The organism is Pseudoalteromonas sp. 120-MNA-CIBAN-0494 (genome assembly GCF_040308885.1).
Lineage (GTDB): Bacteria > Pseudomonadota > Gammaproteobacteria > Enterobacterales > Alteromonadaceae > Pseudoalteromonas > Pseudoalteromonas nigrifaciens.
In genome coordinates, this window is the sequence record NZ_JBEOOE010000012.1 from 81,625 (window position 1) to 99,679 (window position 18,055).

Consider the following 18,055-nt stretch of genomic DNA (forward strand, 5'->3'; position numbering starts at 1 on the left):
TTAATTAGATTTGATTTCGTCGTTTTCTTCGCGCTTATAAATGTAAGTTTGCTGGGTTTTAAAACCAAAACCGACAGACTCCTTATTTACTAATTGTATTTTTCCGTCTACTACTTTTAACCCCGGCCCAATAACATCCACTGGTCTCATTGGGTTTTGAGCATCTTTCCCTTTTATCCCAGGGCCAATTAAATAAAACTGACTTTCTCCAACTTCGTTCTCACCAAAGTATAACTGTGGTGTATCGGGTACATCGTAACTAGTAGCAAACTTCAGCTCATCGTACACCTTAGTGCCGTAATGTAAATGAAACGCATACAGTGAGCCACCGCCACCACTAAGTGAACACTGATTTACTGTTGCTGTATCTGAAGCCGGAGTAAACGAGGTAAAATAAGCCACTCCACCCACAACTGTAGCTGCGGCAAGTGATTTTTCACCGGTTGCTAATTCATACCGCCAACCTTTAACTTTAGCTAAATCAGCCTCTAGTTCAATAAACCCATCTACATCGTCTAATAAATTACCAAATGGGTCGCTATTCATCAGCATTAAATCAGATGCCTTGATTGTTGCTGGTGCCCCTGTTTTAAATGACTTAGTCACTGTATTTTCATCTCGAATCATAAATAACTGATCTTGCTCATTAGTATCAGTCGGTTTAGAGCGATTACCACTACCTATAACTATGGCATCGTAAGGCATATCTAAGCGCGTGGTAACTACTTCCCCTTTTTCGGTGGTTTGAGTTACTTTACTAAACATAGTGCGCGCAACTAATGGCTTGTAAAAAAAGCGCCTATCTTGGGTAGCACGTGTACTACCTAGCTCAGCTAACTTAAAATGGCTGAACTCACTAATATCACTGCCCGGCATATCAATCCGCCAAATATTACCACCTGTATCTGACGCATAAATACGATCTATATAACCATCGTAGTCAGAATCAAGCACGGTTACATCCGCTGCAATACTGTGCTTGCCTGTAAAGCCATTTTCACCGGGTGTTAATGCCCAAACTTTTTCACCTGTTTTAGCTTCAATAATATAAATACCGCGGCCAGTCTTATCCTCACTACGAATAGCAGCATCTTTATTTGTATCGTAACCAGCACCAAATACCAGCAGAGGCTTATCGCCAAATGCTTTTATGTAGGCTATTTGTGGTTTAGACCAACTTTGAGCAAGTTCAGTAAAGTCACCTTTCCCGCCTTCAATTGGTTTATCCCAGAGTTTTTTCGGAGCATTTGGTGCTGTAATATCTAGTGCATAGTAGTTTTTACCACCACGGCGCATTCCTGCAAAAGCCCATACTTCATCGCCTTTGCTTGCATCTATAATGCCGTCATTCAATCCTTCACCGTTTAAACTTTTATTACTAAAATAAACACTGATTGCTCCATCCATACCATAAACTTTAGTTTCAGCCTGGTTTTCACGCAGTGGTTTAATAATCTTGTATAGCGCAGAGGGAATAAACGCCCAACTCTCACTCACTGTATTACCTGCGTCTTTAAACATATGTAAAAAGCCAGCATTGGTGCCAATAAGCAAACGAACGTCATCATTACCGTAATCAATTGCTACAGGTTTAGAGTGCAGCGGATCGCCAAAAATATCTTGTCGTTGGTCTTGCTTTGAGCCGTCTCTGTCCTCATCATCAACATCAACTCCCATCGCCCATTTTATATCATCACTTGCTAAACTAAGTGTATTATCGGGAGTAGTATTAAGAATATCACTTACCACTGTAGGGCTAAATTTAACAAGCGCTCCTTGGTTCTCGGTGTATAGGTTACGGCTTTGGGTATCTAAAGTAGTTAAATGTAAATTAACCCCACCCTGCGCTACTGCGTTACCATCTGCAGGCTGATTACTTGGCAGCCAGAACGTTTTTGCATCTTTGCTAATTAAGCCATTATCATCCAGCGCTCCCTTAGCCGTTGAATCAACTATTTGATCACCCGAAACTTTTAATTTTTTTAGATTGCCACGCCAACGCGCACCGGTTTCGGGATAAAACATCGCAAAATAGATAGCATCGCGGCTACGGGTTTGATCTACGTTGTTACTTGCTACAGAAGGCGATGAAAAGCTGTCGTTCACTTCGCGAATGCGCGAAATTGTATTTTTAAGTGCATCAGACAACTGCGCTGCAGTATTTGCATGCAAATATTGACCACCGCCATAATCAGCAGTTTCAGTTAGTAAATTTTTACCAGAATTACTCATACCTGTACCAAAGCCAATAGGAAATACACGGCCTATATCAAGTACATTCTTAGTGTTTTTATATAAATCGACTTCCACATCATCAGTACCATGAATTATTTTAGCTAGGGCTGCTAAATAACTATTGCTAACAACAGGTGGGTTTTCAGAAAAAAAATCATGATGAAGAGCGTAAATATCATCATCTATGCTAGAGTCATTACTTGGATCTCCATCAGTCATTAAGATAATATTAATACTGTTATCACATCTAAGTGGTTCCCCCGTGACAGGGACAAATGGCGATTTATAATACCCAGAAGATTCAGCTGTTTTGTCACGTTCGTTTATATTAGTGCCGTAATATACTTTTTGGCCTGTTATGTATAAATAAGCTTCCCATAATGTTTCAGTCAAAGGCGTTGCACCGTTTGCAGGCAACCCTTCTATTTTATCTAGCAAGAATTTTTTTTCGGTCCCAACTCTTGCTAAAACATAGCCACCGTCATTTCCATTAAAGCGCATTAAGCCAAAATCAATATCATCATTATCATTAACTAATTGTTTAATCGCATTTTGTGCAACGTTTAGCCGACTATCATTACATGTATTGTCATAGTAATTCCAACTGTAATTGTACCTATCTGTTGGCCCATTATAAAATCGACCTCGCTTGGTGCCTGAGTTAGCTTTTTTGAAGCAATCTTTTGTATCGCGAGAGCCTGAGCTCTCAAAACATGTACTTTGATAAAACCGAGGGGAACTTGTTGAACCTCCATCCCATTGATAACATTGCTCTCCATCGGTAACATCCCAAGCCATACTTCCAGAAGTATCAAAAATCATCATGACCCGGGGTTTTTCTTTTGTCTCAACATTATAATTTACATAAAGCTCTATATCTTCAGCAATAACCGACATACTTATGGCCAACCCCACCAATGAGGCTAACACTGCATTTAATTTAAACTTCATTTTAAATCCCCTTACCTGTGCTAGCCATTTCTTGGGCTACACCAGTAACTATGGTTAGTTGATGCTTACTTTTTGAGCCATATTCTATAGTGGTAGCTACTTGCACCATATTGCAGGATACTCCTGCGGTAAAATTAAATCGGCGCGGGCATTCTAAATTGAGCGCCCCTTTATTTAAGTTAATCATTTTACTTTGCATGTCATTATTCTTAGCTATTACCATGCCACTCTCATCGCCTGATGCAATGCTGGTTACTTCGTCTGGGGTTAAAAAAAACTGATTGCCTGCCCCCTTATTTGCTTCACCCGAAATCATCCGCTGCACTTCGCCAATCAACTCATTTTCAGCAACTTCACGCTCTTGAGCTGCATTGGTGATTTTAATATCTATAGTGCTACTACTCATTAATGTTACAGCGATGCCTGTTACAGCTATTACCATTATCAATGCTGTAATAAGCACTACACCCCGCTGTTTATTCGGTATATTTTTTAAATGCGCCATAAGTTAGCCCCCACATTATTTAAACGAATAGTGGTAGTAAATACCGTACGTCTGTAATTATCGGTAAATGTTAGCTCTCGTTTATCGCTACCTTCACCCAGTATATATGTTTGATTTTTAATTTTAACTCCAGGATCGGGTTGCAACGCTCTAATCAATAAAAATAGCTGTACTGTTAAAATACCTTTTCGATTTTCCCAATCAGTAGGGTTCATGTCTTTAATGCTGCGGTAAGTATCTACTCGGCTATCATTGGTAGTGTCTAAGCCAAATACAAAACGCATGTTTTCAACACCTTCCATTATCGTTTCAGAGGTCATTTTTCCATTTACTAATCGTTTTCGTCTTAATGCGGGGACTTTTATTTCTTTATTGTTTACTAAATATTTTTCTTCTTTAATATAATAAACATGATGACTATATGGCCAAATAGTTGCATTAATATTTGTTGGGGTATGTTTACCGGTTACAAAACTTGCTTGTTCTTGTTCTGCGATAAAGTAATTTATTTTATCGCTAGTAGTATTAGTACCTGCAACAGCATCATATTGAGGATCACCTTGTAAAAACTTGAGCTGAAGAATATCGGTCTCTTTATTATCAGCAGGAATAATGCCATCGTTTATGCAATTTAGGTTATCTTTACTCCTAGTCGTTTTTGCATAAATAGTACGAAAATTACTACTACTGGTTAAATCTGGAAAACTGCCGTTATTAGTTCCATCAGCACCAACGCAATCTGTAGTGGGTGCTAAAGAGCTAACAGTTGTATTTACAGCTGTGAACGAGTCATCGTAATAAGTTCCCCAAAAACCAACCTGCTCTATATCGCGTTGCATAATATTTATAGCTAAACGTCCTGACTCTTGAAGCTCACCAATTGTCATAGTGTCTTTTGTGGTTACTTTCATACTAATAAAAGTAAACATAACACCGCCGAGGATCAAGCCACCAATAAATAGTGAAATCATTACTTCTATGAGCGTAAAACCTGTTTGTTTCATGCTAGCTCCTCACATAAATATAGCTAGTTAATACCACTAATCGACGTTTATTGTTAGGGTCATCACCACAGGTAACTTTTCCTGTATCTGTGTTTGCTGTAAATTCTTGCCGCCCTTGCCATGATATAATTACCTCAATATTGAATCCTTTCCCGCCAGTGCCATCTTCTGAGGTAGACTTTATACATATGGTGGCATCATCTAAAGAGCCTGTATTATTACGTGCGCTAATAGCGCGCTTCCATTGCACGACATCCAAACCCACTATACCTTCGGAGCCACAGCTACTATTAAAGCAAGCTGATGATTCGGTCTCCGTGCTATCACTTTTTATTGCTTCCTTGCCGTTATAAGAACCATAAAGTTTAATAGACGTAATGGTATCGTTAGCACGGATACGCTGCACAATATCATTACCAAGTGCAACTGCTGCTGCACGCTGCATAGAGTCAAAGCTCGCTTGTTTGGCTTTTGCTTGCAGTGCAACGGCGCCTAACAAACCAAAGCTGAGGATGATAAAGGCAATAAGTACTTCTATTAAAGTAAAGCCTTTGCGTCGCTTAATTGGGTGTAAATGCATAATAAAACCAAATAAATATTATCTTATTATAAGTGTATGCAAATAAAATATAGATTCAAGAACTACTAAGACTAACGGTTGATTTTGTTGATAAACGGTTAATAAACACTGTTTTTGCCAAAATAGCTTTATAGTAAATGAGTTAACACAAGGTAGATTTAACTGTTTTTAGCTCGCGGCGACTAACCGCTAACAGCTCTTGGCAATTTTGTAGTTCAATAGCATGGCTACCGCTACTTAATGAGTGCAGAGCAACCACCTTATTTTTATTTACTAACGTATTGCGGTGTACTCTTAAAACATGTGTGGGATAAAGGGTTTCTAATTGTTTTAAACTTTGCTCTATAAGCGCACTGCCCCCTTTAAATACCATTTTTGTATATTTTTCTTCAGCAGCAAAATAATAAATACACTCCATTTCTATACTTTTTAATGTGCCCGCGAGCTGATACGTAATTTTTGTTGTTTGTTGTTTTTGTATATGTACTTTATTTAAGCGCCCAAGTTGTTCAACTACTTTTTGTAATGATTGCGCCGATACAGGCTTTACCAAATAACCCGCCGCATTTAATTGCAATGCGTCTAGCGCGTGCTCAGGGTGGGCGGTAATAAATACAATGGCGGGTGGAACTGCAAGTTTGTTAAGCTCACTTGCTACCTCCAAGCCATTAATACCCGGCATATCAACATCTAAAAACACTAAGTCAGGCTGGTTTACTTTACTTAACGCAAGTGCTTCTGTGCCATTGCTCGCTTCATTTTGTACAACTATATTTTGAGCCGCCAATAAACGTACTAAACGCGCTCTAGCTAAGGGTTCATCATCAACAATAATTACATTCATAATTGACTCTCAATATGTTTAGGGATCACTACTTTCACTCTAAATACGCCATTTTTATTAGCAATAGTGAGCTGCGCTTTACCCTTGTAATAAATATTAAGTCGTTGGCGAATATTTTCCAGCGCCATGCCGTTACTTGGCCGAGTATTTGTGGTTGCCACGGCTATTGGGTTAGTGACTATAATAGTTAAATAGCCACTTGTAACATGCAGCTCAACTTTAATGACAGCGCCTGTTTCGCTAGGCTCTACGCCATGGCACACGGCATTTTCAATTAAAGGCTGCAAAGTTAAACAGGGAATATTAAGCGCGGGAAGCTCATTGGGTATTTGCCAATCGAGCTTTAAGCGGTTACCAAAACGCCATGCTTCTAGTGCAACATATTGCTTGCTAAGGGTTATTTCGTCCTCTAATGGCACACTTTGCCCTGAGCGCATTGCCGCTTGAGATAAGGCAGCTAAGGCTAAAATAGCCTGCTCAGCTGCGGTTGCATCATGATGGGTAAGCTCTGCAGCGGTATTTAAACTGTTATATAAAAAGTGTGGGCGAATACGTGCTTGTAATGCATCAAGCTCTGCGCGGGCAAGCGCTTTAGTTTGCTGCTCTTTTTCAAAATAAATTAATAAAAACTGGACGAATAAAGCAGTCAGTAAAGCCACTATAATACTATTACGAAGTATGAAATAAATTAGGCTATTTGTATCATCTATATCAAAAGCAAAATGAGAGAATAAAATACTAAAAATGCATGTAGATAATAAAAAAAAGACAAAAAACAAACTTAACTGAAAAGTTTGAGTACGTTTTTGTAAAAAAAATCTACAGAAGTATAAAGAAGAGGTACTGACTAACACTATTAAGTGTAAAAATAAGCTTATTATTCCAAGGCGAAGCCAAATATCACCTTCTACATTGGGTGCAAAAGCCAGAACAATAGCAACAACTTGCGATACAACTAACGAGGCAAGTACGCCTCGCTCATTAAAAAGAGCCGAAAAAAGCAACCCATCCACTTGTGGCGATTTGCTCATAACGGCTCCCTTTTAAGCTAATTAATTAAATATATATTTAATTTAGATTAGCGCAGCTCAATAGGAACAGCAAATACAATGTTCTCTTCTTCGCCAGGATTTTCAGTAACTTGATTGCCACCTAGTTCTTTTAAGCGGGTTATAACCTGTTGCACTAACACTTCAGGTGCTGATGCTCCTGCGGTTACCCCAACTGCATTAACACCAGTGAACCATGACTCTTGCAAGTTTGTGGCATCGTCAATTAAATAAGCTTTAGTGCCCATTTTATCGGCAAGTTCACGCAAACGATTTGAGTTAGAGCTGTTTTTAGCGCCAACCACTAACAATACGTCTACTTTGTCGGCTAAGTCGCGAACGGCGTCTTGACGATTTTGCGTCGCATAACAAATATCATCTTTGCGCGGCCCATCAATAGCAGGGAACTTAGCGCGCAGCGCATCAATTACATCAGCAGTATCATCTACCGAGAGCGTTGTTTGACTGCAGTAAAATAAGTTGTCAGCATTTTTTACATTCAACTTAGCTACGTCTTCTACGGTTTCTACCAGGTAAATACCGCCGTCGTCATTGCCATACTGCCCCATGGTGCCCTCAACTTCTGGGTGTCCTTGGTGGCCAATTAAAATACACTCTATGCCTTTGCGGCTCGCACGGGTTACTTCCATATGTACTTTAGTAACCAGTGGGCAGGTCGCATCAAATATTTTTAAGTCACGACGCTTTGCTTCGGTGCGTACCGCTTGCGATACGCCATGCGCACTAAATATAACTATGCTGTCGTCAGGTATCTGATCAAGCTCTTCGACAAATACCGCACCGCGGCTTTTTAAGCCGTCAACCACATAGCGGTTATGCACCACTTCGTGGCGTACGTAAATTGGCTTTTCAAAAATATCTAAAGCGCGCTCAACAATACTAATAGCGCGATCAACCCCTGCGCAAAAGCCTCGTGGGTTGGCTAGTAATATTTCCATTAACCTTGCACCTCAATAATATCTACTTCAAAGGTTAAACGCTGACCCGCTAACGGATGATTAAAATCAATCGTTACCGACTCGCCTTGCACTTCGCGTACTAAACCCGGAAGCTCGGTACCATCAGGCTGAGTAAACGCTATTATAGCGCCTACTTTAGCTGGGGTTTCTGGGCCAAATTTACTGCGATCAACATAGTAAATGTTATCTGGATTTGGCTGACCAAATGCATCTTCTGGTTCTAGCTCAAAGGTTTTGCTCTCACCTGCGTTTAAGCCTAATAAGCACTTTTCAAAGTTAGCTGTTAAGCTACCATCGCCCATAGTTAACTTAGCAGGCTTGTTATGCACTTTGGTTGAGTCGGCAGCAGAGCCATCTTCTAACTTAATAGAAAAATGAAAAATAACCTGTGAGTTTTCACCAATTACAGCTTGGCTCATGCTTTATGCTCCTTCGGACTTTCGCCTGTAAAGGCGTCAAATAATAATAATGCTGCACCAATACAAATAGCGCAATCTGCAACATTAAATACCGGAAAATGTGAGTTTTTATAAAATACGTGTATAAAGTCAATTACATAACCGTATGCAATACGGTCGTATAAGTTACCAATTGCACCGGCAAGTACCAATGAATAGGCAGCGCATAATACTTTATTAGTTGCTGGCAGGCGTTTTAACCACCACACCAGCAATCCACTAATAGCAATTGCAATAGCACTTAAAAACCAACGTTGCCAACCACCTGCATCACTTAAAAAACTATAAGCTGCACCGTAGTTATGTACATAAGTAATACTAAAAACAGGCAGTAAATTAATCGACTCTTGATAAGCCATACTACTTACAACAAGTGTTTTACTAGCAAAGTCTACTACTAACAGTAGTAGACTTAACCATAGCCACACTAAACCACTTTTTTGGGCTAGTTTGCTCACTAATTAACTCCTAAGCGAATTGACGCGTCTCGCCTTCACCGTCAACATTGCTTACACAGCGACCACAAATTTCAGGGTGAGCAGGCTCAACACCTACATCAGCGCTATAATGCCAACAACGCTCACACTTTTGAGCATCGGTTGCAGCAACACTAATATAAAGACCTTCGATTTCGGTAGTTTGTGTATCTGCCGGCTGGCTATCAACTTCGGTTACGTTTACTGCTGATGTTAAAAATACAAAACGCAGCTCGTCGCCAAGTGCTGATAATTTAGCTGCAAGCGCTTTGCCTGTATATAAATTAACAGTTGCTTGGAGCGTTGCACCAATCACTTCTTCTTTACGTGCAGCTTCTAATAGGCGGTTTACTTCATCGCGCACGGTTAGAATTTCTAACCAATCATCGTTACTAAATTGGCTGTTAGTAGGAGCTTGTAAGCCTTCGTACCAGGTTGATGTAAATACGTAGTCACTACGCTCACCCGGCAATGCTTCCCAAATTTCTTGAGCAGTAAAGCTCATAATTGGTGCCATCCAACGCGTCATTGCTTCAGCAATATGGTACAGCGCTGTTTGACAAGAACGACGTGCGTGGCTGTCGCTCTTAGCTGTGTATTGGCGGTCTTTAATTACGTCTAAATAGAACGAGCCAAGCTCACCGGTACAAAAGTTCATTAGCTTTTGCGTTACTAACAGCATTTGGTAGCTATCGTAGGCAGCTAAAATTTCTGTTTGTAATTGTGCTGCACGGCCAACAATCCACTTATCAAGCTCAACCATATCATTAACAGCTACTTGATCTGTTTTTGGATCAAAGCCATTTAGGTTAGCTAATAAGTAACGACTAGTGTTACGAATTCGGCGATAACGATCTGCTGAGCGGTTAAATATTTCATCCGATACCGTCATTTCTGCGGTGTAATCGGTAGAGGCAACCCACAAGCGTAAAATATCGGCGCCTAGTTTATTCATCACATTTTGTGGTGAAATAACATTACCTAACGACTTAGACATTTTACGACCGTTTTCATCAACGGTAAAACCATGAGTAAGTACTTGGCGGTATGGTGCATGGCCGTTAATAGCGACTGATGTCATCATAGACGACATAAACCAACCACGATGCTGATCAGAACCTTCAAGGTATAAATCGGCAGGACCAGTTAAGTCTTCACGCGCATCAACAACACACGCATGCGATACGCCCGAGTCAAACCATACATCGAGAGTGTCTTGCACTTTCATGTATTGCTTAGCATCTTCTTCACCTAACAGTGTCGCTGGGTCTAAATCGTACCATGCTTGAATACCTGACTTTTCAACCAATTGTGCTGCTTGTTCAATTAACTCTTGCGTATTTGGATGAATAGCACCGGTGTCTTTATCAGCAAACAATGCAATTGGTACACCCCAAGTACGTTGGCGTGATATACACCAATCTGGACGGCCCTCAACCATGTTTGCAATGCGGCTTTCGCCCCACTCTGGTAACCACTGCGTGTTTTTAATTTCGTTTAATGAATCTTGACGCAAATTAGCCTGATCCATACTAATAAACCACTGTGGTGTAGCACGGAAAATAATTGGCGTTTTATGACGCCAGCAATGTGGATAACTATGCGTAATAGCATGGTGATGCATTAATGCGCCATGCTCTTTAAGCACTTCAACAATGCTCGCATTTGCTTTAAACACATGCTGACCGGCAAATAACTCAGTGTCTGGCAAGTACACACCATTTGCGCCAACCGGGTTAGCCACTTCTAGTTTGTATTCAAGTCCAGCCACGAAATCTTCTTGACCATGCCCTGGAGCCGTATGTACAACACCCGTACCTGAGTCAGTCGTAACATGTTCAGCTACAATTACAGGAACACTAAAGTCGTAAAAAGGGTGTGCTACTTGTAAATTTTCAAGCGCCGCGCCTTTAACGTAACCTAATACATGAAAGTTATTAAAACCAAAACGGTCCATGGCATCTTTAACGAGCTCAGAGCCTAAAATTAAGCGTTGCTGCTTACCTTCATCTTCAACTTGTACTAGTGCATATTCTAATTCTGCATGTACTGCTACTGCTCGGTTAGCAGGCAGCGTCCACGGAGTGGTAGTCCAAATAACAGTACCAACTTTACCTGCACCTTTATGACCATCAGCTAAATCAAACGCACTTACTACTGCGTCTTGGTCGTTAAAAATAAAGCGTACGTCTATTGCTGGTGATTGCTTATCTTGGTATTCAACTTCGGCTTCGGCTAAAGCAGAACCACAATCGGTACACCAATGCACAGGCTTAGCGCCTTTATGTAAATGGCCTTTTTCAATAATACGACCAAGTACACGAATAGCATTCGCTTCAAAGTCAAAGTTCATGGTTAAGTAAGGCTTGTCCCAATCGGCAAATACACCTAAACGTTTAAAGTCGACCTTTTGACCTTCAACTTGCTTTTTAGCGTATGCACGGCACTTTTCGCGAAACTCGCTCGCGGTTACTTTAACGCCTGGCTTGCCAACTTTTTTCTCAACCATTAATTCTATTGGTAAACCATGACAATCCCAACCAGGTACTAATGGCGAGTCAAAGTCAGATAAGGTTTTAGACTTAACAATAATATCTTTTAATATTTTATTTACTGAATGGCCTAAATGGATATCGCCGTTTGCATACGGAGGTCCATCATGCAAAATAAAGGTTTTTTTACCTTTTTTAGCACTGCGAATTTGACCATATAGGTCGTCTTCATACCATGCTTTTAGCATTTTTGGTTCACGTTGTGCCAAATTGCCACGCATTGGAAACGGTGTTTCCGGTAAGTTCAAAGTATGTTTATAGTCGCTCATTAATCCTACATTCCGTATCTATCGGCTACCTAATTTAAACCAAAACACTGTTTAGCGGCGGCAACGTCAGTTGCTATTTGCGCCGTTAATTGTGTTAATGTCTCGAATTTTTTCTCATCGCGGAGTTTTTTAATCAACTCCACATGCATAAATTGTCCATAAATGTCTTGTGCAAAATCAAAAAGATGAACTTCTAATAAGGCACGAGTTCCATTAAAAGTGGGCTTATTGCCTATATTGGCAACCCCATAAACTTGTTTCCCTGCTATGGTTGCTTGCACAGCAAACACCCCATTTACCGGGCAAACTTGACGTTTAAGCGCTATATTTGCGGTTCTAAAACCCAGCTCTCGGCCACGTTTCCAACCATGTATAACACGCCCCGAAATGGCATAGTTGTGACCAAGCATTACCTTTGCAGTGCTTAAATCACCAGCGGCAAGCGCTTCACGAATTAAAGTACTGCTTACTCTAGCATTTAATTGGCGAAAACTCGCGGTGCTTTTAACATCCATGCTCGCTTGTTTGCCCATACTTACTAGTAAGTCAAAATTACCTTGTCGCTGCTTGCCAAATCTAAAATCATCACCAACCGTTAATGCTTTAACGCCTAGCTTTTTAATTAAAATATCACTAACAAATTGCTCTGCATGCATATTTGCAAATTGCTGATTAAAGCTAATACAAATAACTCGTTCAATACCTAACTCGCTGAGCAGTAGCAGTTTATCTCGTAAGCGAGTTAAACGCGCTGGCGCATTACTTTTAGCAAAAAACTCTTGTGGTTGAGGCTCAAACAACATTACCGTACTAGGTAAATTATTTGCTTTAGCATCAATAAGTAAGCCTTTTAATACTTCAGCATGACCTAAGTGAACACCATCAAAATTACCAATAGTAAGCACACAACCAAAATGTTGTGAGCGAATATTGTGTATACCTCTAATTAACTCCATGCCACCCAATGCCTTTTTAAGCGAGTTATTAATTCACAACTCAAAATTGAATGAAGTTGCAGAGTTGCCGATTATAATCTTTTTTTTAGTTCGATTCAGTAATTGCTACACTTTTTATCGTATTTAGTCGCACACCCATCAAAAATAACAGCGTAAAGTAACTTAACCCTGCAATTGCTAGCAACACTAGGAGTAAAATAACCTGTTCGCTAAAGTGCCAAGTCGTCCAACTATACTGCTCGCTGGTAAACCAAACCAGTAACCCCATAACAATACTTGCAACAAAGCATTTAAGGGTAAAATATAAGCTCATTGACGAAAACTGGTACACATTTTCTTTTTTAAGCTGCCTGTAAAGCAAAAATGCATTACAACTTGCCGACATTGAAGTGGCTAAGGCCAATCCTAAATAGCCAATAAAAGGCGCAAGCATTATATTAAACACCATATTAAGTACCAAGGTAATAATACCAATGCGCACTGGGGTTTTAGTATCTTGGCGGGCGTAAAATCCAGGGGCTAATACCTTTATTAGCATAAAGCTGACTAAACCAACCGAATAAGCCATTACCCCTAAGCTCACCGCTTTAACATGATCAATCCCCGCTTCTTTAAATGCACCATGATCAAACAACACAGTAATAATAAGTGGGCTAATAATCATTAACCCTATCATAGCAGGCAGGCCCAAAAATATTACAAAACGCACCCCCCAATCTAAGGTATGCTGAAAATCACTGCTTTTTTTACTACTGTGTAATTTTGACAGTGCCGGTAAAATAACCGTTGCTATACCAATACCAAATAATCCCAGCGGAAACTCTATTAAACGGTCTGAGTAATACAACCAAGCAATTGAGCCGGTCATGAGTAATGAAGCAATAACGGTATCGAGCAATAAGTTTATTTGGCTAATAGATACTCCAAACAAAGCAGGCAGCATTAATTTACGTACTTTTTTTACATTTTCGTCTTGCCAAGCCCAGCGCGGGCGCGCCAACATTTTTGCCCGATATAAAAAAGGCAACTGAAACAGTAATTGCACCACACCACCAATAAATACACCGATAGCTAATGCATATGCACCTACCGAAAATTGGTCATGTAAAAAAATAGCACACAAAATAATAGATATATTTAATAACACTGGGGTAAACGCAGCCACAGCAAAGCGGTTATATACATTCATAACCGCCCCACTTAGCGCCACAAGGCTTACAAAAAACAAATACGGAAATGTCAGCTTTAATAATGCACTGGCAAGTTCAAACTTTTCGCCATCAGGGCCACCTTGCCACCAATCTATAAACCAACCTGTGCCAAATAGTGCAGCAATAACCGGAGACGCAACCACACCTACAATTGTCACTATTAATAAAATAGTGCCTAAGGTTCCTGCTGCTTGCGCAACAAAAAGTTTAACCTTGTCGTCGCCTTGCTGCTCTTTTATTTCGCTTAATACAGGTACAAATGCTTGAGCAAACGCACCTTCTGCAAATAAACGACGTAAAAAGTTAGGAATTCGATTAGCAAACAAAAAAACATCGGCCGCAGCACCGGCTCCCAGGAGGTTTGCAACAACCGCATCGCGAACTAACCCTAAAATACGCGATATCATTGTCATACAACTAACAATCATACCGGAGCGAAATAAACCTTTTGACACCGCAAACCCACACTAAAAATCATTAAGATAAGTAATTATGCCATAGTCTTTTTTATAAATCGCTTTAAAGCACTAGGCTGAATCCTCATGCTTTGTTACAATGTCGATATTAACTGCTAGAGCGGCAAATTGATGTTCGTTATAAGGAGCAGTTTTTCTTGGATTGTCAAAATTAAATTGACATTCATGATAAAAACAGGCATATTCCACGGCCTTTAATTTAAGCTTTATTTAAGATTGTTAGGAGCAAACCTTGGCTAACATCAAGTCTGCAAAAAAACGCGCTATTACAAGCGAAAAAAACCGTCAGCACAACGCAAGTCGTCGTTCAATGATGCGTACTTACTTCAAAAAAGTAATCGTAGCTATTGAAGCTGGTGATAAAGAAGCTGCACAGCAAGCTTTTTCTGTTGCTACACCTATCCTAGACCGTTACGCAACTAAGGGTCTAATTCACAAAAACAAAGCTGCTCGTCATAAGAGCCGCATAGCTGCTAAAATTAAAGCACTATAATTTGTTTTTGCAAGAATATAAAAACCGGCCTTGGCCGGTTTTTTTTTTGCTTTATATTTAATATTTACAGCGTTAAACAGATATATAGCTAATTCATACAGCAAAATCATCACACATTCTTATTTAGGGCAGTTGCGCTTAAATAAGCGCTTTTAATAAAATGGCGCGTAAGTTATTAAACCCCTTCTAGCTCAGGATAAAACTTTTTCAGCATAGCTGCTATTTTTTTAGGAGAGAAAGGCTTTACCACAAAACCTTTAGCCCCTTTATCAATTGCATCTTTTACATTTTCAACCCCTGAGTGCGCCGACACCATAACCACGTTTGTTTCTGGGTTCAGTTGATTAATTTGCTCAATTAACTCTTTACCATCGCCATCAGGTAACTCTATATCTAAAAAAATCATGTTATAATTTGCAGCACGACACTCATTAATACATTGTGCGGCAGTTGATGCTTCTTTTACGTTTTCTATGCCTAAATGCATCAATGTTTGGCTTAAAAAGCTGCGCACAGTACTAACGTCATCAACGATTAAAATTGCAAGCTGCGTGTTCATATTTGATCCTTATAGGCTAAAAGCAATGTTTGCAAATGCTATCATTTGCTTTAAATACAGTTATTTATTATAGAGAACTACACCAAAAAGGCCAGATTTGCTTTATGTCTACAAATACAAAAAAACAATCATTACTAGGTAAAGCACCTAGAAGTACAAAAACAACAAAAAACAAGCAAAACCGCAGTACGGCTACAAAGCCTAATAATATTAAACAAAGTGCTAATACAAGCGCTAACAATAAAGCAGCGCAAAAGTCTAAAAGCAGCTTGCTGGCCACGCTTGGACTATTACTATTTATAATAATTATAATCCCTAAGCCTACACTGCTTAGTTATCATAAATTAGGTATGGTGAGTAATAGCATTTATTGGCCTGGGGTATTTGGTTACGGCGCAACGCTCCTCGATTCAAACTTACAGCCACAGCTAGACAGTAAGCGTAAGGCACTTTATTTATGTACTGATACGGTTAACTCAAAAAGCTGTCAAAAATATAAAGTAATTGCCGATAATGGAATTATTGCGGCAATAAAAGCTTACTTTTAGCATTAAAAAAACTAATCTGAAAATTTAAAATTACTTGGTTGAAAGGTGTGCAAAAGATCAACATAATGGCGCTCCTTTTTTCAACAAATGAACTATTGAAACTACCATGCTGAACGAGCTAGATTGGCTTTTAAACACGATATTACTTGCACTAGGTTTAGGTGCATTCTTTATTAACCAACTCACATTACTGCGTATTGCCGCGGTTAGTGCCTGTGGTTTGCTATTTTTATCATTTAGCTTAGATCTTATGTCGTCGAGTATTGTTTCGAATATGAGTTTGGTGTTAATCAATACATTTTATTTGTTTAAAGTTTATACTTTTGGGCAATTTACTGTAACCCAAAATTAAGCACTTCTCCTTAGAATATTTTATAGCCCAGCTTAGCTGGGCTTTTTTTTGCCTAATATTTAACAACCAAGCTGATTGCAGCTACTGCTAACTCATTACGATAGTTAACTGCAACTGAATTAACGCCGTATAGTTACTACTTTACAACCGCGGATTCAAATCTGAAGTGCATAACGTTTAGGCGGCTTTAGCCGCCAAGTGATCCTGCATCAATTTTGCAGGCGTTTCAAATCCAAGTGTCTTCCTAGGACGATTATTAAGTTGCTCAAGTACTGGTATAACTTGCGCTGGTGTTACCGCCTTAAAATCGGTGCTCTTCGGCCAATACTGACGTAGTAATCCATTCGTGTTTTCATTCAATCCGCGCTCCCATGAGTGATAAGGGTGAGCAAAATAAACAGGAACACTTAAAGCCTCTGTGATTTGCTCGTGATAAGCGAACTCTTTTCCATTGTCAGCCGTGATGCTATGAAGCGCTGACCTATATGGCCTTAATAGTTCTATCGTCGCCGTAGTGACGGCTTGTGCTGTTTTGCCTGCCACCTGAGTTGATACAGTGAATTGGGTGACCCGCTCTACAATGGTAACAAGGGCGCCTCGATGACCTTTGCCTATGACGGTATCTATTTCCCAATCTCCGATACGGCCTTTCTCATCAACTATTTGTGGGCGCTCTTCAATGCTAACGCGATTTTTTATTTGCCCTCGATTTGTTTTACCATGACTGCGCTTGTGATATTTCTTACCGTGTCGGCGCAGATGTAGGTATAACTCACCACCTGCTTTTTTATCTTCCCAGATATACAGATAAATGCATTCATGGCTGACAGACCGTTCACTTTCTTTGCGTAACCATCCCGTTATTTGTTCAGGACTCCACTTCTCATTAAGCTTCTAGGTAATTAAAGCTATCATTTCAGGTGTCATCTTAAGCGGTTTTCTTACACTTCTTCGGCGAAACAAAGCCCGCTCATGAGCTTGTTTGTGTCTGTAACCTCGCTTACCTGTATTTCTAGAAAGCTCTCTGAAATCGTAGATTGCGATAAATTAGTTAGCTCAGCAATACTTTGTTGCGTAAAACCGCTTTTCTTTAGAACGGCGATCTGGCATCTTTGCGCATAGGTCAGTTGTTTGTAATGTCTCATTGTAAAATCTCTTGCCGGAGAAAAAGCAGTTAGTTTATGAGCAACTGACCACTTAATCTAGCCAAAACAAGTTATGCACTTACAATTTGAATCTAGGTAGTGAAAAAAGGCCTTAGTATTTATTAAGGCCTTTTTATTTGTGCTGCTGTTGTTGCTACGAATACAGCTGTATTTGCACAGTAATGATCGTTGAGATAGGGTTAATACTCATAATTTGGTAGGTAGGATATAAAGTTATATTAATTATAACCTTGCTGTAATTGCGCTTAATTGACCTAGCACAAAGCAGCAAGATTATATGAGGTTCGATTATTTAGGTAGGTTTAACTCGCGCGGAGCCTGTAACGGATTCTGTGTAACTGCCCGTTTTTAGATTTTAAATATGCTTGCTGAGTCGTTCCTCAAATTCAAT

17 protein-coding genes are annotated in these 18,055 nt (G+C 39.8%); 3 read left to right on the plus strand and 14 right to left on the minus strand.

Translation table 11 applies throughout. The annotated features are described in order from the left end of the window. From AAEY55_RS09815 to murJ, 12 genes are all read right to left on the minus strand, one after another. Nucleotides 1-3,186, minus strand: a complete 3,186-nt coding sequence (locus tag AAEY55_RS09815) for a PilC/PilY family type IV pilus protein (RefSeq protein ID WP_350551037.1) — start codon at nucleotides 3,184-3,186, stop codon at nucleotides 1-3. Between the two features lies 1 nt (nucleotide 3,187). After that, complete coding sequence (locus tag AAEY55_RS09820) at nucleotides 3,188-3,691, minus strand: pilus assembly protein PilX (protein WP_350551039.1); 504 nt, start codon at nucleotides 3,689-3,691, stop codon at nucleotides 3,188-3,190. Beyond that, nucleotides 3,679-4,695, minus strand: coding sequence for a PilW family protein (locus AAEY55_RS09825; RefSeq protein WP_350551042.1), 1,017 nt, complete (start codon nucleotides 4,693-4,695; stop codon nucleotides 3,679-3,681). The genes AAEY55_RS09820 and AAEY55_RS09825 overlap by 13 nt, the downstream gene beginning before the upstream one ends. A 1-nt stretch (nucleotide 4,696) precedes the next feature. After that, entirely contained in the window at nucleotides 4,697-5,275 is a 579-nt protein-coding gene (pilV, locus tag AAEY55_RS09830; protein ID WP_089367925.1) for a type IV pilus modification protein PilV, read from the minus strand. Nucleotides 5,276-5,417: 142 nt separating this feature from the next. Continuing rightward, complete coding sequence (locus tag AAEY55_RS09835; protein ID WP_182678537.1) at nucleotides 5,418-6,119, minus strand: LytTR family DNA-binding domain-containing protein; 702 nt, start codon at nucleotides 6,117-6,119, stop codon at nucleotides 5,418-5,420. Next, nucleotides 6,116-7,150 carry a histidine kinase gene (locus AAEY55_RS09840; RefSeq protein WP_350551046.1) on the minus strand — a complete coding sequence of 345 codons (1,035 nt, stop codon included), beginning with the start codon at nucleotides 7,148-7,150 and terminating at the stop codon, nucleotides 6,116-6,118. Before AAEY55_RS09840 ends, AAEY55_RS09835 begins: the two co-directional genes overlap by 4 nt. A 47-nt stretch (nucleotides 7,151-7,197) precedes the next feature. Next, on the minus strand, nucleotides 7,198-8,127 hold the full coding sequence (gene ispH / locus AAEY55_RS09845) for a 4-hydroxy-3-methylbut-2-enyl diphosphate reductase (protein ID WP_089367922.1): 930 nt from the start codon (nucleotides 8,125-8,127) through the stop codon (nucleotides 7,198-7,200). Continuing rightward, on the minus strand, nucleotides 8,127-8,567 hold the full coding sequence (fkpB, locus tag AAEY55_RS09850; protein ID WP_011327610.1) for an FKBP-type peptidyl-prolyl cis-trans isomerase: 441 nt from the start codon (nucleotides 8,565-8,567) through the stop codon (nucleotides 8,127-8,129). The genes ispH and fkpB overlap by 1 nt, the downstream gene beginning before the upstream one ends. Continuing rightward, nucleotides 8,564-9,064, minus strand: coding sequence for a signal peptidase II (gene lspA / locus AAEY55_RS09855; RefSeq protein ID WP_011327609.1), 501 nt, complete (start codon nucleotides 9,062-9,064; stop codon nucleotides 8,564-8,566). Before lspA ends, fkpB begins: the two co-directional genes overlap by 4 nt. 10 nt (nucleotides 9,065-9,074) lie before the next feature. Next, a complete protein-coding gene (gene ileS / locus AAEY55_RS09860) occupies nucleotides 9,075-11,903 on the minus strand; it encodes an isoleucine--tRNA ligase (RefSeq protein WP_350551051.1) in 2,829 nt (942 codons plus the stop codon). 29 nt (nucleotides 11,904-11,932) lie between these two features. Next, a complete protein-coding gene (gene ribF, locus AAEY55_RS09865; protein ID WP_011327607.1) occupies nucleotides 11,933-12,859 on the minus strand; it encodes a bifunctional riboflavin kinase/FAD synthetase in 927 nt (308 codons plus the stop codon). A gap of 85 nt (nucleotides 12,860-12,944) precedes the next feature. Next, nucleotides 12,945-14,483: a murein biosynthesis integral membrane protein MurJ gene (gene murJ, locus AAEY55_RS09870; RefSeq protein WP_011327606.1), complete on the minus strand. Its 1,539-nt coding sequence runs from the start codon at nucleotides 14,481-14,483 to the stop codon at nucleotides 12,945-12,947. A 295-nt stretch (nucleotides 14,484-14,778) separates the two neighbouring features. Here murJ and rpsT point away from each other — a divergent pair, with 295 nt between their 5' ends. Continuing rightward, nucleotides 14,779-15,039, plus strand: coding sequence for a 30S ribosomal protein S20 (gene rpsT / locus AAEY55_RS09875; RefSeq protein ID WP_002958225.1), 261 nt, complete (start codon nucleotides 14,779-14,781; stop codon nucleotides 15,037-15,039). 175 nt (nucleotides 15,040-15,214) lie between these two features. Here rpsT and AAEY55_RS09880 read toward each other — a convergent pair whose 3' ends face one another. Beyond that, a complete protein-coding gene (locus tag AAEY55_RS09880) occupies nucleotides 15,215-15,598 on the minus strand; it encodes a response regulator (protein ID WP_011327605.1) in 384 nt (127 codons plus the stop codon). A 104-nt stretch (nucleotides 15,599-15,702) separates the two neighbouring features. Between AAEY55_RS09880 and AAEY55_RS09885 the strand changes: the two genes are divergently transcribed. Both AAEY55_RS09885 and AAEY55_RS09890 read left to right on the plus strand, forming a co-directional pair. Further along, complete coding sequence (locus AAEY55_RS09885; RefSeq protein WP_182683967.1) at nucleotides 15,703-16,146, plus strand: hypothetical protein; 444 nt, start codon at nucleotides 15,703-15,705, stop codon at nucleotides 16,144-16,146. 106 nt (nucleotides 16,147-16,252) lie between these two features. Then, nucleotides 16,253-16,498: a hypothetical protein gene (locus AAEY55_RS09890; protein WP_011327603.1), complete on the plus strand. Its 246-nt coding sequence runs from the start codon at nucleotides 16,253-16,255 to the stop codon at nucleotides 16,496-16,498. 177 nt (nucleotides 16,499-16,675) lie between these two features. Here AAEY55_RS09890 and AAEY55_RS09895 read toward each other — a convergent pair whose 3' ends face one another. Next, the gene (locus AAEY55_RS09895) at nucleotides 16,676-17,362 is read right to left on the minus strand and encodes an IS30 family transposase (RefSeq protein WP_350551058.1); all 687 of its coding nucleotides are present in this window, start codon (nucleotides 17,360-17,362) and stop codon (nucleotides 16,676-16,678) included. Nucleotides 17,363-18,055 lie beyond the last annotated feature (693 nt).

What these genes read in the sequence shown, in the direction of transcription:
- AAEY55_RS09815 (WP_350551037.1), bottom strand. Translation starts at nt 3,186, where the DNA reads ATGAAGTTTAAATTAAATGCAGTGTTAGCCTCATTGGTGGGGTTGGCC.
- AAEY55_RS09820 (WP_350551039.1), bottom strand. Translation starts at nt 3,691, where the DNA reads ATGGCGCATTTAAAAAATATACCGAATAAACAGCGGGGTGTAGTGCTT.
- AAEY55_RS09825 (WP_350551042.1), bottom strand. Translation starts at nt 4,695, where the DNA reads ATGAAACAAACAGGTTTTACGCTCATAGAAGTAATGATTTCACTATTT.
- pilV (WP_089367925.1), bottom strand. Translation starts at nt 5,275, where the DNA reads ATGCATTTACACCCAATTAAGCGACGCAAAGGCTTTACTTTAATAGAA.
- AAEY55_RS09835 (WP_182678537.1), bottom strand. Translation starts at nt 6,119, where the DNA reads ATGAATGTAATTATTGTTGATGATGAACCCTTAGCTAGAGCGCGTTTA.
- AAEY55_RS09840 (WP_350551046.1), bottom strand. Translation starts at nt 7,150, where the DNA reads ATGAGCAAATCGCCACAAGTGGATGGGTTGCTTTTTTCGGCTCTTTTT.
- ispH (WP_089367922.1), bottom strand. Translation starts at nt 8,127, where the DNA reads ATGGAAATATTACTAGCCAACCCACGAGGCTTTTGCGCAGGGGTTGAT.
- fkpB (WP_011327610.1), bottom strand. Translation starts at nt 8,567, where the DNA reads ATGAGCCAAGCTGTAATTGGTGAAAACTCACAGGTTATTTTTCATTTT.
- ileS (WP_350551051.1), bottom strand. Translation starts at nt 11,903, where the DNA reads ATGAGCGACTATAAACATACTTTGAACTTACCGGAAACACCGTTTCCA.
- ribF (WP_011327607.1), bottom strand. Translation starts at nt 12,859, where the DNA reads ATGGAGTTAATTAGAGGTATACACAATATTCGCTCACAACATTTTGGT.
- murJ (WP_011327606.1), bottom strand. Translation starts at nt 14,483, where the DNA reads ATGACAATGATATCGCGTATTTTAGGGTTAGTTCGCGATGCGGTTGTT.
- AAEY55_RS09880 (WP_011327605.1), bottom strand. Translation starts at nt 15,598, where the DNA reads ATGAACACGCAGCTTGCAATTTTAATCGTTGATGACGTTAGTACTGTG.
- AAEY55_RS09885 (WP_182683967.1), top strand. Translation starts at nt 15,703, where the DNA reads ATGTCTACAAATACAAAAAAACAATCATTACTAGGTAAAGCACCTAGA.
- AAEY55_RS09890 (WP_011327603.1), top strand. Translation starts at nt 16,253, where the DNA reads ATGCTGAACGAGCTAGATTGGCTTTTAAACACGATATTACTTGCACTA.